The sequence below is a fragment of the Polaromonas sp. P3_A5 genome (assembly GCF_056403055.1).
Genome location: NZ_JBFUGF010000001.1, coordinates 1,222,098 through 1,234,829, shown reverse-complemented (window position 1 = coordinate 1,234,829; position 12,732 = coordinate 1,222,098). Strand labels below are relative to the sequence as shown.

The window sequence follows — 12,732 nt, the reverse complement described above, 5'->3', positions numbered from 1 at the left end:
GTCCTTATTGGGCTGGAGCACTAAATCATGAAAATTTCCACCTGGAACGTCAACTCCCTCACTGCGCGGCTCGCGCATGTGCTGAACTGGCTTGCGGCCAATCCGGTCGATGTGTTGTGCCTGCAAGAGCTCAAGATGACGGACGACAAGTTCCCGCTGGAAGCGCTCAAGGCCGCCGGCTATGAAGCCGCCGCTTTCGGCCAGAAAACTTACAACGGCGTGGCCATCCTGTCGCGCACGCCGCTGCGTGATGTCGTGAAAAACATTGTCGGTTTTGAAGACGAGCATTCACGCGTCATTGCCGCCACGGTGGATGGCCCTGCGGGACCCGTCCGGGTGCTGAACGGCTATTTCGTCAATGGGCAGGAGCCCGGCAGCGAAAAGTTCGCCTACAAGATGCGCTGGCTGGGAGGTCTGCAGGCTTATGTACGCGCGGAGATGGCAGCCCACCCACAACTGGTGTTGCTGGGCGACTTCAACATCACACCGGAAGATCAGGATTCGTTCGACCCGGAGGGCTTGCGCGACACCATTCACCACACGAAGGAAGAGCGTGAGCATTTCCGCCAGCTGGTGGCGCTGGGCCTGACCGACAGTTTCCGCATGTTCGAGCAGCCGCCCAAAAGCTTTTCGTGGTGGGACTACCGCATGCTGGGCTACCAGAAGAACCGCGGCCTGCGCATCGACCACATCCTGGTCAGCGACGCCCTGAAGCCGCAAGTCAAAGGCTGCACCATAGACCGCGTGCCCCGCAAATGGGAAAAGCCCAGCGACCATGCGCCGGTGACCGTGGAGATTGGTTGACCCCCGTCCAGGCTCACTTCGTGTAGCCCGTTCCCCCCTTCCAGGGGGCGAGGCCAGCGGTCTGGCAAAGCCAGTCCCGCGGCCTCTGCTGGTGAAAACCCCCGCTGGTTACGCCACTGAATTCTTCAAGCCAGCATGAGCCCCGGAACCGGCTTTGCCGGGCCGGAGGGCGGGCGGCCCCCTCGGGGGGCAGGGAGCTACACGAAGTGAGCGACCGTGGGGGCCACATTCACTCCAGATTGAGTTCCTGAATCTTGCGCGTGATGGTATTGCGGCCTATGCCTAACTTTTGAGCGGCCTCAATGCGGCGCCCGCGTGTATTGACCAGTGCGGTCTGAATCAGCTTGGATTCAAAACGCCGGGTCAGCACATCCCACACATCGCTGCGACCGGTCGCCAGCAACGCCAGGGCTTCTGCTTCAAGACCACTTTCCCAGCTTTGTTCAGGGCCAGAGACCGGCGGAACCGGTACGGCCGCTTCAGCCCCATGGCTGGCAGGAGTTTTCTCCGCGGCGCCTGCCGACCACTCCGCTTTGGCCGCCCCAACCTTCTCTGCGAAAACGGGGTTTCTGCCCGATTCGGGAACAATGCCCAGCACTTCGGGCGGAAGATCCTTGGGCTCAATCACCTGCGCCGGCGCCATGACGGTGAGCCAGTGGCAAATGTTTTCGAGCTGGCGCACATTGCCGGGAAAACCAAAGTTGCTGAGCTGCTGCAGCGCTGTATCGGAAATCCGCTTGGGCTCCACACCGAGCTGCTTGGCGCTTTGTTGCAGGAAGTGGCGTGTCAGCATGAAGACATCCTCGCGCCGCTCGCGCAGTGCGGGCAGGCGCAGGCGGATCACATTGAGTCGGTGGAACAGATCTTCGCGGAAGCCGCCCTCCTTGACGCGTTGCTCCAGGTCCTGGTGGGTGGCAGCGATCACGCGCACATTGGCCTTGACGGCGTTGTGCCCGCCGACGCGGTAGAAATGGCCGTCACTCAGCACACGCAAAAGGCGCGTCTGCAAGTCAAACGGCATGTCGCCGATTTCATCGAGAAAGAGCGTACCGCCCTCAGCTTGTTCAAAGCGGCCGCGCCGCATGGTCTGCGCGCCGGTGAACGCGCCGCGCTCATGACCGAACAGTTCGCTTTCCAACAAATCCTTGGGGATGGCCGCGGTATTGATGGCCACAAAGGGCCCGTTGGCGCGCGGCGAATGCTTGTGCAGCGCACGCGCCACCAGTTCCTTGCCTGAACCGGACTCACCGGTGATCATCACGGTCACCATGCTCTGGCTCAGCCGTCCGATGGCGCGGAAAACGTCCTGCATGGCCGGCGCCTGGCCAAGCATTTCGGGCGCGGAGGCCATGCGCTCTTCAGCCACCTCTTCGCGCTGGCTTTCTTCCACTGCGCGGCGAATGAGTTCTACCGCCTTTGGCAAGTCAAACGGCTTGGGCAGGTATTCGAAAGCGCCGCCCTGGAAGGCGGACACCGCGCTGTCGAGGTCGGAGAACGCGGTCATGATGATGACCGGCAGGCCGGGGAGTTTTTCCTTGACCTTTTCGAGCAGGTCGAGGCCAGAGCCGCCCGGCATGCGTATGTCGCTCACAAGAATTTGCGGCCCTTCATCCTCCGTCGCGCTTTCCAGTGCGGCAAGAACTTCGCGGGGATTGGTGAAACTGCGCGTAGGAAGGTCCTCGCGGAGCAGGGCCTTTTCCAGAACAAACCGGATGGACTGGTCATCATCAACGATCCAGATCGGTTTCATGTAGTGCAGTCCCTTTTTTCGTGCTTTCAATGCAGGGCTTTCTGGAACCCTCTGCACGATCGCGTTATGTATCAATCATGGCTGAGAACACATTTCAAGGCAGCGGTATAAGCAGCTTGAAATCTGTACGGCCCGGCACACTGTCGCACTCAATCAAACCGTGGTGTTGCTGGACAAAGGTTTGCGCCAATGTCAGCCCCAGCCCCGAACCACCTTCCCGCCCGGATACCAGCGGATAGAAGATGCGGTCTTTGATGGAGTCCGGCACACCCGGTCCATTGTCGATAACATGCAATTCCAATGCCAAGCGATAGCGCTGCTTGCCAAAAGTTACCTGCCTGGCGATTCTTGTCCTGAAAGTGATGTGCGCATTGCCTGCCGCCACCCGTTCCGCCAAAGCCTGCGCGGCGTTGTGTGCGATGTTCAACACCGCCTGAATGAGCTGTTCGCGGTCTCCGCGGAAATCAGGAATCGAGATGTCGTAGTCGCGTGTAACCCTCAAACCTTTTGGGAACTCCGCCAGGATCAGGGAGCGCACGCGCTCACACACTTCGTGAATATTGACATCGCCCACCAAGTGCGGGCGGCGGTGCGGGGCCAGCAGGCGATCTACCAGCGTCTGCAGGCGGTCTGCCTCATGGATGATGACCTGGGTGTACTCGGTCAGGTCCTTGCCGATTTCCATCTGCAGCAACTGCGCAGCGCCGCGAATACCGCCCAAGGGGTTTTTGATCTCGTGGGCCAGGTTGCGGATCAACTCCTTGTTGGCCTGCGCCTGGTCGATCAGGCGCTCTTCGCGCTCCTGCTTGGCCTGCTGCTCCAGCGGCAGCAGCTCCACAATCGCCTCACCCGGGGTGTCGGTTTGCGCCACCACCACATGCACGGGCAGCGGTTCGTGGTTCAGGCGCCTGAGCCACGCGTCGTAACGCAGGGCGGCAAATTCATTGCTGCCCGCGCCCTCCAGCGCATTTTGCAAAATGAGCGGCTCGGTAAAGCAATCGGGGAGCTGCGAGCCTTCAATGGTCCGCCGCGAGGTGCCCAGCGCGTCTTCCAGCGCGGCATTGGCAAACACCACAGTGCCGTCGGTACGCACCACAGCCACCAGCGTGGCCAGCAGGTCAAACGCCTGAAAGCGGGGGGGAAGTCCGGTGACCGGGACGGACGATAAAGCGGCACGGATGGAGGGCTTGTTCAAGCCATCCATTTTCCTCCAGAAGCCGGCTCGCCGCGGCTTATCGCCTTGGTTTAATTGACGACGGCGGCTGAGGCCGGGGCAGGCAGGCGGGAAATTTCGCGCTTCAGGCCGGCAATGTCACTCTGGTTACGGGTGATGCTGTCCTTGAGCTCGGCCACGCGGTCCAGGTAGCGCTGGTAATTACGGCTCTCAATGCCCTGTTTTTCAGGTTCACCGTTGTTGAATTCTTTTTGCTGCTCGGCCAGCTTGGCTTCGGCCTTTTTCAACTCGGCCTCAAGGATGGCGCGCGAATCGTTGTCGCGGGTCCGCTGTTCGGGGCTGCCATCGGTGCGCGGGCCACTGGAGCCTGCGGCCGCAGCCACGCGAACCGCGGCTTTGGGCACCGGCGTGCTCTGCATCACCGTCACATTGCCGCCGGACAGCAGTTTGCAGCTCCGGGTTTGGGCGTCTTTTGTGTTGTTGATGTATTCAGGGGCCGCACCCCCGACTCCTGCGCAGCGGTATACCTGCTGCGCCCATGCAGCATTCCCCGCGCCAGCCAGCAGCAACGACAAGGTAGAAAGCAATAAGGTGTGTTTCATAGGTACTCCCGATGCCCAATAAGGGCGAGGACGGTCTATCAGTATGCGGCAAAGGCGCCGAAATACAAAGCCAGCAAACCCACAACCGGCTTGGGCAATAAAAAAGGACGGCATATGCCGTCCTTTTTTGACCACAAACTGTGTAAATAAACAGTAGGCGGTTGGGCTTTCGCCCCCCTGATTACAGGGAGTAGTACATCTCGAATTCGATAGGGTGGGTCGCCTGGCGCAGGCGGGTCACTTCACCCATCTTCAGTTCAATGTAGGCGTCGATCATGCTGTCGGTGAACACACCGCCCTTGGTCAGGAAGCTGCGGCCCACGTCGAGTGCGTCCAGCGCCTGGTCCAGGCTGTGGCACACGGTTGGTACTTTTGCATCTTCCTCGGGTGGCAGATGGTACAGATCCTTGGTGGCGGCTTCGCCGGGATGGATCTTGTTTTCCACGCCGTCCAGACCCGCCATCATCAGGGCCGAGAAGCCCAGGTAAGGGTTCATCAGTGGATCGGGGAAACGCGCTTCGATACGGCGGCCCTTTGGATTGGCAACGTAAGGAATGCGGATCGATGCCGAACGGTTTTTGGCCGAGTAAGCCAGCTTGACCGGCGCCTCATAGCCAGGAACCAGACGCTTGTAGCTGTTGGTGCCTGGGTTGGTGATGGCGTTCAGGGCGCGTGCATGCTTGATGATGCCGCCGATGTAGTACAGGGCGAAATCAGACAGGCCTGCATAGCCGTCACCGGCAAACAGGTTTTTGCCGTCTTTCCAGATGGACTGGTGAACGTGCATGCCGGAGCCGTTGTCGCCGACAACAGGCTTGGGCATGAAGGTGGCGGTTTTGCCGTAGGCGTTGGCCACGTTCTGCACGACGTATTTCAGGACCTGGGTCCAGTCGGCGCGCTGAACCAGCGTGCTGAAACGGGTACCGATTTCGTTCTGGCCGGCACCGGCCACTTCGTGGTGGAACACTTCGACGGGGATGCCCAGCGACTCGAGGATCAGGGCCATTTCGGCGCGCATGTCTTGCGTGCTGTCGACAGGAGGCACGGGAAAGTAGCCGCCCTTGACGGTAGGACGGTGGCCGCGATTGCCGCCTTCGAGCTTGGCACCGGAATTCCAGGGCGCTTCGTATTCTTCGATCTTGAAGAAGGTGCCCGACATGTCGGTGTTCCAGCGCACGTCGTCAAAGATGAAGAATTCTGGCTCGGGGCCGAAGTAAGCAGTGTCGCCCAGGCCGGAAGCCTTGAGGTAAGCCTCTGCGCGCTGCGCGATGGAGCGCGGGTCGCGGTCATAGGCCTTGCCGTCGGCGGGCTCAAGCACGTCGCAGCTCATGAACAGCGTGGTTTCTTCAAAGAACGGATCGATGTTGGCCGTCTTTGGGTCAGGCATCAGTTGCATGTCGGAGGCTTCAATGCCCTTCCAGCCGGCAATTGAGGAGCCGTCGAATGCATGGCCCGACGTGAATTTGTCTTCGTCAAAGTGGGACACGGGCACGGTCACGTGCTGTTCTTTGCCCCGGGTATCGGTAAAACGGAAGTCAACAAACTTGACTTCGTTTTCCTTGACCATTTTCATGACGTCTGCGACGGTCTTTGCCATCAAAATCTCCTGTTGCTGGATGGGTGGTTGAAAAATCTATTCGGGCTGTCGAATGCACTTTTTGTGCCACAGACATTGGCGGTTGAGTTTCCCGCCAAGCCCCGGATTGTGCCGTGATCTGGCTTCAGTTCCAGCCTTTGGCAGGCTGAAAATGCAAAAAACACCGGCCAGCACCGAATGCACCATGATCGTGCATCAACATACACGCCCAAGCTTGGTGCAAAAAATTAACGCACCAACTCGGGGCCTAACTTCAGGTCAAATTTGTGCAGCCCGGCCAGCATGGCTGGATAGGCCAAATTGACCGCCTCGGGCGCGCCTTTGACGCCCAGTTCAATATGGCGGCCATATTCCGGGTGGTCCACGCTGGGCAGGCTAAACACTTTCACTCCCGCATGGGCCGCTTCAATATCGAGCATCAGGGGCGTGAGCATGGCCTCCATGGACCCAAAAATGATCACCGACTTCTCGGTGTAAGGCGATTTTTGGTGCAGGTGGGCGTACTGGTTGTCGAGCACCCATTCAATCATCGGCCAAGCCATCACCGGGAAGCCGGGAACGAAGTGAACCGCCCCCTGCCCCGCCCGGCAGGTAAAGCCCGGTATCTTGTTATAGGGGTTCGGAATAATCTCCGCGCCGACCGGAAACACGCCCATGTTCAACCGGTGGATGTTGTCGTCGCGGTCAGGCTCGTAGGGTGTCCCCTGCTCTTTCGCCACATCCGCCATGCGCTCAAGGATCAGGGTTTTGGCCGTGGGGTGCAGCGCGAGCTCAAGGCCCAGCGCCTTGGCCGCGCACTGCCGCGTATGGTCGTCCGGTGTGGCCCCTATACCGCCGCAGGAAAAGACCACGTCGCCGTGTTCACGCGCGGCGGCAAACGCCCGCGCCAGCGTGGCCGTGATGCGGGCGGGGTCGTCGCCCACGTAGTCGGCATAGGCCAGCTGCAAGCCGCGCGCGCCCAGCAGTTCGATGGCTTTGGGCAGGTGCTTGTCGGCACGTTTGCCGGAAAGGATTTCGTCGCCGACGATGATGAGGCCGAATTGTGGGGTCATGTTCAGGCTTGTCAGGTAACGGGTTCAGGGTTGTGATTCGGGCTTGCCGCCCAGTGAGCCGAAGCTGGGCGCCGGCCCGGGGAGGGCATCGGGGGCCAGCTCATTTGCTATCGATTCAATAGCTGCTTGCGCAAGCGGGTCGGGCGCCAGGGCATTATTCTTCTTGCGAAGTTGTTCCAGGGCCGACAGCGTATAGTGCGCAAACCAGAGCGAGGAAAACGCAAACACCAGGGTGTAGATCCAGATGGCCACCGGCACCAGGATGGGCGCCATTGCCACAAACATCGCGCCCGAGGCCCACAGCAGGCTGGGGGCCGCACCCAGGTAACCGCTGAACACACCGATCGCCAGCAGCGGCAGGCGATGCTCCTTGAATATCTGGCGCCGCTCTTCACTGCTGGCGTGGTCCACCATGGCGTCATAAGACATGACACGGTAAGTCAGCCAGCCCCAGATCAGCGGCGGCAGCACCAGGATCAGCGGTGGAATCAGCCAAAGCGGAATCGAAACGACCAGCGCCACCACGGCCAGCAAAGTGGAGCCCAGCGACCAGAACAGGCTGGTAAACAGGGAGCCTCCACGCTTGCGCTCCATCTGGGGAAAGCGCCGTTCAGCCACCAAGGCCACCATGGCCGGCGTCATGAGCAATGCCACGAAGAGCAGTGAGACGATGATGATCACGGGGATGATCAAAAGCAGGAGCAGCACCTTGGGCAGTACAGACTGCAGCTGGCCCAGGCCCAATCCCTCCAGCCAGCGAACCATGGCATCAACCAGCTCGAAGCTCCCAAGTTGCACGCGGATGGCTTCCGCAGCACTGTCCCAGAAGAAGTAGCCCAGGGTCAGCGAAACCCCCCCCATGATCACCAGCGGCAGGATCGACAGCACAATGACCCGCGGGTGCAGGCAATACATCGCGGCGCGCCAGAAGGCGTCAAGGAGTTTGCTCATGCTGAAAGTGTAGCCCCCACAGTCGTTCACTGCGTGTAACTCCTTGCCCCCGAGGGGGCCGCCCGCCTGCGGTCTGGCAAAGCCAGTCCCGCGGCTCATGCTGGGTTAAGAACTCAGCAAGTTCAGGCTTTGCCAACGAGGCGTTTCAGGCCCAGCCACTGCTGCGACCAGAAACCTTTGCCGTAGTCGCGGTTGGCTTCGACCTGGTCGCGAATGCCCGTCGGGTCATAACGCTGCTCAAAATTGACAGTGCGGAACAGCATGTCCCACCAGGGGAGCAGCACGCCGAAGTTGTGGCCCCCCAGTGTTTTGGGTCCGTGGCTTTCGTGGCCAATGCCAATGCTGTGGTGCAAGCGGTGAAAGCGCGGGCTGATCCACAGGCGCTCGCCCACATGCCCGAACCACATCCGCACATTGGCATGCTGAAAGCTCTCGCTGAGCTGGGTAAAGGCCACGATGGCAATGAACTGCCCCGGCGCCACGCCGATGAGCTGGGCCACCAGCACGACGATGGAATCAACCAGGATGTCGTCCAGCAGGTGGTTGCGGTTGTCGCTCCACATCGTCATCTGCCGCTGCGCATGGTGCAGCGAATGCAGGCGCCACCACCACTCGATCTGGTGCTGGCCGCGATGCGTCCAGTACGCCACAAAGTCAAACACCACGAGGTAAATCGCGAAGCTGACGAGGGCGTTGTCCGTCACACCTGGCCAGAGCTGGTCCAGGTGGAAAGTGCCATAGCCGGCCGTGCGCAGCGCGCCAAAAGCCTCGTCAAACCACGGGTCCAGCGTGAAAAACAGCGCGATGCGAAACAGGCCCAACCGGTGGATCAGGGTGTAGAGCACATCGGTGCGTATGGTGGCCCGGTCCAGCACGGGTTCTACCGGCCGCCAGCGCTGCAGCGGGCCGACGATGGCCAGCAATATCAGCACCTGGATCACGCCCACCATGAACCAGGCAGTGGCGTCGTAGCCGTCTTCCAGCAGATTGCCCATGCCCAGCGCAAACATGGCCGGCTGTACGGCCGACTCAAACAGCCACTGCTGCGCCATTGAAAAGAGATCGCTGAACCAGTCCATGTGGCTTATTTTGAAGGCCTGGCAGGCACCGGGGCGGCCTGCGACGCAATCCAGTCTTTGTACTGGGGATGTTCAGCCAGGGTCTTGAAGCAAAAGCCCCGCGACTGCAGGCCGGTGATGAGCGGCTCCAGCACGGCAGGCGCCCAGGGGTCCTTGCGCGACCAGATGCCCAGGTGGGCCAGCAGGATGTCGCCGGAGCGGATGTCGCGCAGCGCCTTCTTCAGCAGGAAATCATTGCCGAATTTTTCGCTGGACAGCTCGTCGCCCAGAAAACCAGCGGGCGACCAGCCCACATGCTCAAAGCCGCAGGACTTGGCCGCCGCCAGCAACGCGGGCGAGGTTTTACCGCCCGGCGCACGAAAGAGCGGCAGTGTTTTTTTTCCGGTGATTTCTTCGAGGCGTTTGCTGGACTTGCCGATTTCCTCGCAGTACTGCTTCGCCGTCCAGGTGAAGTCCTTGCCTTCCAGCGGGCCCGCAGAAGGCCGCATCTTGAACTGCACCGGTGCACCGGGTGCGCCGGGTACATCGCCCCGCCAATAAACGTGGTCCCAGGTGTGCGAGGCAAATTCGTGGCCTTCGCCCGCCCGCGCCTTCCACCAGCCAGCCCACTGTGTGCCCAGGCTGCCATCGCCGGTTTGCGTGCGCTCATTGGCGGCAAAAAAGGTGACCTTGACCTTGTGTCTGTTCAACACCTCAGCCATCAGCGGCGCAACAGCCATGTGGCCGGTGTCCAGCGTCAGGTAGACGGGTTTGCAGGCCGCTTCGGCCGGCTGCGGTGCATTTTGTGCGGCTTTTTGTGCATTGTTTTTGCCTGCAGCCCAAGCAGGATGAGCGCAAGCAGCTGCAAAAATGATAGCAAGTAACGCCCGCAGCGGACCCGGTGCAGCGGCGGTCCACTGGGACTCTTCAAGCAAGCAGGGGCCGCGGAACCGGCTTTGCCGGGCCGCAGGCGCAGCGGCCCCCCCGGGGGGCAGCGACCCACACAAAGTGGGGGAGCGTGGGGGCCTATCTAGGTGCGTGGTCAAGCGTCCAGACGCCATGGGGGCTCTTTCCAACATTGACCTGCCGGACGATCTTGTGGCTTGCCACGTCGATCACCGTGAGCTTGCGCGCCCAGCGCGATGTGACCAGTATCTGCTTGCCGTCACGGCTCACGTCGATACAGTCAGGGCCGCCCGGCGCGGGGTAGTTGTCCACCACTTCCAGGGTCTGCAGGTCGATCTTGCTGATGCTGTTGGCCACGCGGTTGCTGACCAGCACATGCCGTTTATCGCCGAAGGCGCGGAACGCGTGCGCGCCGGCGCCGGTCTTGATGACCTTGGTGCGCTGCGGCTGCGCGCCGCTCACGTCATACACCTCGACGGCGTCGCCGCCGGTCAGGCCCACCAGCAGGTGCTTGTCGTCGGCAGTGCCGTACACGTCAGCCGGGATGGAACCGGTCTTGACACGCCACTTGATGGACTGGCTGGGCAGGTCGATGGCGATCAGCTCGTCGCTGTCCTGCATGGTCGAATAAATCGTGGTGCTTTTGGTGTCGATCCACAAATGGCTCGGTGTCCGGCCGGTGGCCACCCGCCTGGCCAGCGTGATGTCCTTGCCGTCCCACTTGTAGATGTCGATGTGGTTGAGGCGGTTGGCGGCCGTCACAAACCATTTCATGTCGGGAGAAAAGCGCAGCTGGTACGGGTCGATGATGCCGCGCACCGTGCGCTGCACTTCAGCGGTTTTCGGGTCGATGAAGGTGAGCGAGTCCGACAGCGCGTTGGCAACAATCACCGACTTTTCATCGGGCGTGAGGTACAGGTGATGCGGCTGCTTGCCGGTGGCAATGCGTCTGGTTTCCGTCCAGGTGGCCGGGTTGATCACGCTGACACTGTCTTCGAGCGAGTTCAGCACAAAAACAGGCGTTGTGATTCCCGAAAGTGCGGCACCAGCGGCGGCCGTCTGGGCAAAGGCGGTGGAGCATGCCAAACCGGCAAGGGCAAGCAGCCAGGCGGCGGCAAAACGGACGAAAACATTCACAAAAACGGTCTTTCTACGTGCAACCGGCTAGTGTACCGGGCGTCAGCCATGGCAAATGCCTGAAGGTGCCCAAAAGTCCTCTGCGGCCCCTTTTTCCAACGCCAGATTCGCCCAATCGTTTACATCCTTTACGATGCAGCGATGAATTTGATGGAGATCAACGGCGCGCGCCTGGAGGTCAGGCACATCGCCGGGCGCGCCGACCTCGCTCCGGTGGTTTTCCTGCATGAAGGCCTGGGCTCGGTCAGCCTCTGGACGCAACGCGGCCTGGACTGGCCCCAGGCGGTATGCACGGCAACCGGACGGGCGGGTATGGTGTATTCGCGACGCGGCTATGGGCAGTCAGAGCCCGTACCAAACGTACGCGGTGAACCGGCAAAGCAGAACGGCCAGCGCACCGGCCGCCTGCTACCCGACTACATGCACCGCGAGGCCTGGGAGGTGTTGCCCGCGCTGCTGGATACGCTGCGGGTTGAAAACCCCGTGTTGCTCGGCCATTCCGACGGCGCCAGCATCGCCCTGCTCCACGCCAGCCGGCACCCGGTTTCGGCCTGCATCGCGATGGCACCGCACGTGCTGGTCGAAGACATCGCAGTTCAGGCAATTGCCCAGGCGACCACTGCATTCGAGTCTGGCGGCCTGCGCGAACGCCTGGCTCGTTACCACGCTGATGTGGACGTCGCTTTCTGGCAATGGAACGATGTCTGGCTGTCGCCGGACTTTCGCAACTTTGACATCCGGCCGGACTGCACGCGCATTGCGGCGCCGCTGCTGCTCATCCAGGGGTTTGATGACGAGTACGGCACGATGCGGCAACTGGACGAGATTGCGCTGGCCGTACCCCATGCCCGTCAACTGAGGCTGGCCGCCTGCGGACACTCACCCCAGCGCGACCAGCCTGAAAAAATGGTTGAAGCGATCACTGACTTTCTCAAAGACATCGATTGAACCGCTTGACGGGTGCTACGTTTTTTATAGCTTCTTGCGCCCGTCCCTATTGGCTAAAAGACCGATTTCATCTGGAAAAAGAAGGCCTGGACCGTCATTTCAACGGGAGCAGGCGCCGCTCAAGCCTCTTTGACTTCGATGTGGTACATCGCCCACGGGCAGGATGCAAAGCGCGCCGGCAGCGGCTTGGCAGCCATGTCGGAAAAACGGTCGGCATCGTACACCGCCCAAAGCGGACCCAACCCACCCAGCGTCATGGGCTGGCCGTCCAGGTGGGTGGCAACGATGAAGCGGTATTTGCTGGCTTCGGCGGCGGTGACCTGGGCTGCATAGCCGTCCACGGCGCGCAGGAAAAGCGTCGTCTTGTCCGTCAACTTCACACCGGCAGCTTTCATAACATCGGCCAGCAAAGGGCCTTTCAGGGTGTGCGGCTTGCTGTCGTATTCCAGCGTCGGCTTGATAGTGACAGCCGGCAGCGCGGTGAGCGCGGCAAAGTCAAAGGCATGGGCCTTGTCGAACTGGATTTTCTGCTTGCCCATCATCTGGTCGAACGCCGGATCGAAGGCGCCGCGGTTGCCCGCGCCGATCCGCCCGCTGACGGTTAACAGGACTGGGCCTCGCGACGCTTTTGGCGCGTGCTGCGCCAGGGCCAGCGACGGCGCGGCCACGGCACCGATTGCGGCGGCATTCAGGAATTGACGGCGTGGATTCATGTTTCCTCCAGGTTTGCTTTTTGCGAAGCTGGCAGCGTAA

Annotated in this window: 12 protein-coding genes; 2 read left to right on the top strand and 10 right to left on the bottom strand. The window is 61.1% G+C overall.

Features of this window, described 5'->3' with window-relative positions; translation table 11 throughout:
- The first annotated feature begins 27 nt into the window (after positions 1–27).
- The gene (xth, locus tag AC1DU8_RS05945) at positions 28–804 is read left to right on the top strand and encodes an exodeoxyribonuclease III (RefSeq protein WP_477702184.1); all 777 of its coding nucleotides are present in this window, start codon (positions 28–30) and stop codon (positions 802–804) included.
- A gap of 229 nt (positions 805–1,033) precedes the next feature.
- On the opposite strand, the gene ntrC is transcribed toward xth, so the two are convergent.
- From ntrC to AC1DU8_RS05900, 9 genes are all read right to left on the bottom strand, one after another.
- Complete coding sequence (gene ntrC / locus AC1DU8_RS05940; RefSeq protein ID WP_477665634.1) at positions 1,034–2,554, bottom strand: nitrogen regulation protein NR(I); 1,521 nt, start codon at positions 2,552–2,554, stop codon at positions 1,034–1,036.
- Positions 2,555–2,648: 94 nt separating this feature from the next.
- Complete coding sequence (gene glnL, locus AC1DU8_RS05935) at positions 2,649–3,758, bottom strand: nitrogen regulation protein NR(II) (RefSeq protein ID WP_477689267.1); 1,110 nt, start codon at positions 3,756–3,758, stop codon at positions 2,649–2,651.
- A 41-nt stretch (positions 3,759–3,799) separates the two neighbouring features.
- Complete coding sequence (locus AC1DU8_RS05930; RefSeq protein ID WP_477665632.1) at positions 3,800–4,330, bottom strand: hypothetical protein; 531 nt, start codon at positions 4,328–4,330, stop codon at positions 3,800–3,802.
- Positions 4,331–4,511: 181 nt separating this feature from the next.
- Positions 4,512–5,927, bottom strand: a complete 1,416-nt coding sequence (gene glnA / locus AC1DU8_RS05925; protein WP_431097519.1) for a type I glutamate--ammonia ligase — start codon at positions 5,925–5,927, stop codon at positions 4,512–4,514.
- A gap of 227 nt (positions 5,928–6,154) precedes the next feature.
- Entirely contained in the window at positions 6,155–6,979 is an 825-nt protein-coding gene (locus tag AC1DU8_RS05920; RefSeq protein WP_477665631.1) for a competence/damage-inducible protein A, read from the bottom strand.
- 24 nt (positions 6,980–7,003) lie between these two features.
- The gene (locus AC1DU8_RS05915; RefSeq protein ID WP_477665630.1) at positions 7,004–7,930 is read right to left on the bottom strand and encodes an EI24 domain-containing protein; all 927 of its coding nucleotides are present in this window, start codon (positions 7,928–7,930) and stop codon (positions 7,004–7,006) included.
- 122 nt (positions 7,931–8,052) lie between these two features.
- Positions 8,053–9,009, bottom strand: coding sequence for a sterol desaturase family protein (locus tag AC1DU8_RS05910; RefSeq protein ID WP_477665629.1), 957 nt, complete (start codon positions 9,007–9,009; stop codon positions 8,053–8,055).
- A 5-nt stretch (positions 9,010–9,014) separates the two neighbouring features.
- A complete protein-coding gene (locus AC1DU8_RS05905; protein ID WP_477727036.1) occupies positions 9,015–9,863 on the bottom strand; it encodes a polysaccharide deacetylase family protein in 849 nt (282 codons plus the stop codon).
- A gap of 151 nt (positions 9,864–10,014) precedes the next feature.
- Entirely contained in the window at positions 10,015–11,031 is a 1,017-nt protein-coding gene (locus AC1DU8_RS05900; RefSeq protein ID WP_477665628.1) for a YVTN family beta-propeller repeat protein, read from the bottom strand.
- A gap of 141 nt (positions 11,032–11,172) precedes the next feature.
- Here AC1DU8_RS05900 and AC1DU8_RS05895 point away from each other — a divergent pair, with 141 nt between their 5' ends.
- On the top strand, positions 11,173–11,979 hold the full coding sequence (locus AC1DU8_RS05895) for an alpha/beta fold hydrolase (RefSeq protein WP_477665627.1): 807 nt from the start codon (positions 11,173–11,175) through the stop codon (positions 11,977–11,979).
- Between the two features lie 119 nt (positions 11,980–12,098).
- Here AC1DU8_RS05895 and AC1DU8_RS05890 read toward each other — a convergent pair whose 3' ends face one another.
- Complete coding sequence (locus tag AC1DU8_RS05890) at positions 12,099–12,692, bottom strand: putative pterin-binding protein (RefSeq protein ID WP_477665626.1); 594 nt, start codon at positions 12,690–12,692, stop codon at positions 12,099–12,101.
- Between the last annotated feature and the right edge of the window lie 40 nt (positions 12,693–12,732).

What these genes read in the sequence shown, in the direction of transcription:
- AC1DU8_RS05890 (WP_477665626.1), bottom strand. Translation starts at nt 12,692, where the DNA reads ATGAATCCACGCCGTCAATTCCTGAATGCCGCCGCAATCGGTGCCGTG.
- AC1DU8_RS05930 (WP_477665632.1), bottom strand. Translation starts at nt 4,330, where the DNA reads ATGAAACACACCTTATTGCTTTCTACCTTGTCGTTGCTGCTGGCTGGC.
- AC1DU8_RS05910 (WP_477665629.1), bottom strand. Translation starts at nt 9,009, where the DNA reads ATGGACTGGTTCAGCGATCTCTTTTCAATGGCGCAGCAGTGGCTGTTT.
- ntrC (WP_477665634.1), bottom strand. Translation starts at nt 2,554, where the DNA reads ATGAAACCGATCTGGATCGTTGATGATGACCAGTCCATCCGGTTTGTT.
- AC1DU8_RS05920 (WP_477665631.1), bottom strand. Translation starts at nt 6,979, where the DNA reads ATGACCCCACAATTCGGCCTCATCATCGTCGGCGACGAAATCCTTTCC.
- AC1DU8_RS05915 (WP_477665630.1), bottom strand. Translation starts at nt 7,930, where the DNA reads ATGAGCAAACTCCTTGACGCCTTCTGGCGCGCCGCGATGTATTGCCTG.
- glnA (WP_431097519.1), bottom strand. Translation starts at nt 5,927, where the DNA reads ATGGCAAAGACCGTCGCAGACGTCATGAAAATGGTCAAGGAAAACGAA.
- AC1DU8_RS05895 (WP_477665627.1), top strand. Translation starts at nt 11,173, where the DNA reads ATGAATTTGATGGAGATCAACGGCGCGCGCCTGGAGGTCAGGCACATC.
- glnL (WP_477689267.1), bottom strand. Translation starts at nt 3,758, where the DNA reads ATGGATGGCTTGAACAAGCCCTCCATCCGTGCCGCTTTATCGTCCGTC.
- xth (WP_477702184.1), top strand. Translation starts at nt 28, where the DNA reads ATGAAAATTTCCACCTGGAACGTCAACTCCCTCACTGCGCGGCTCGCG.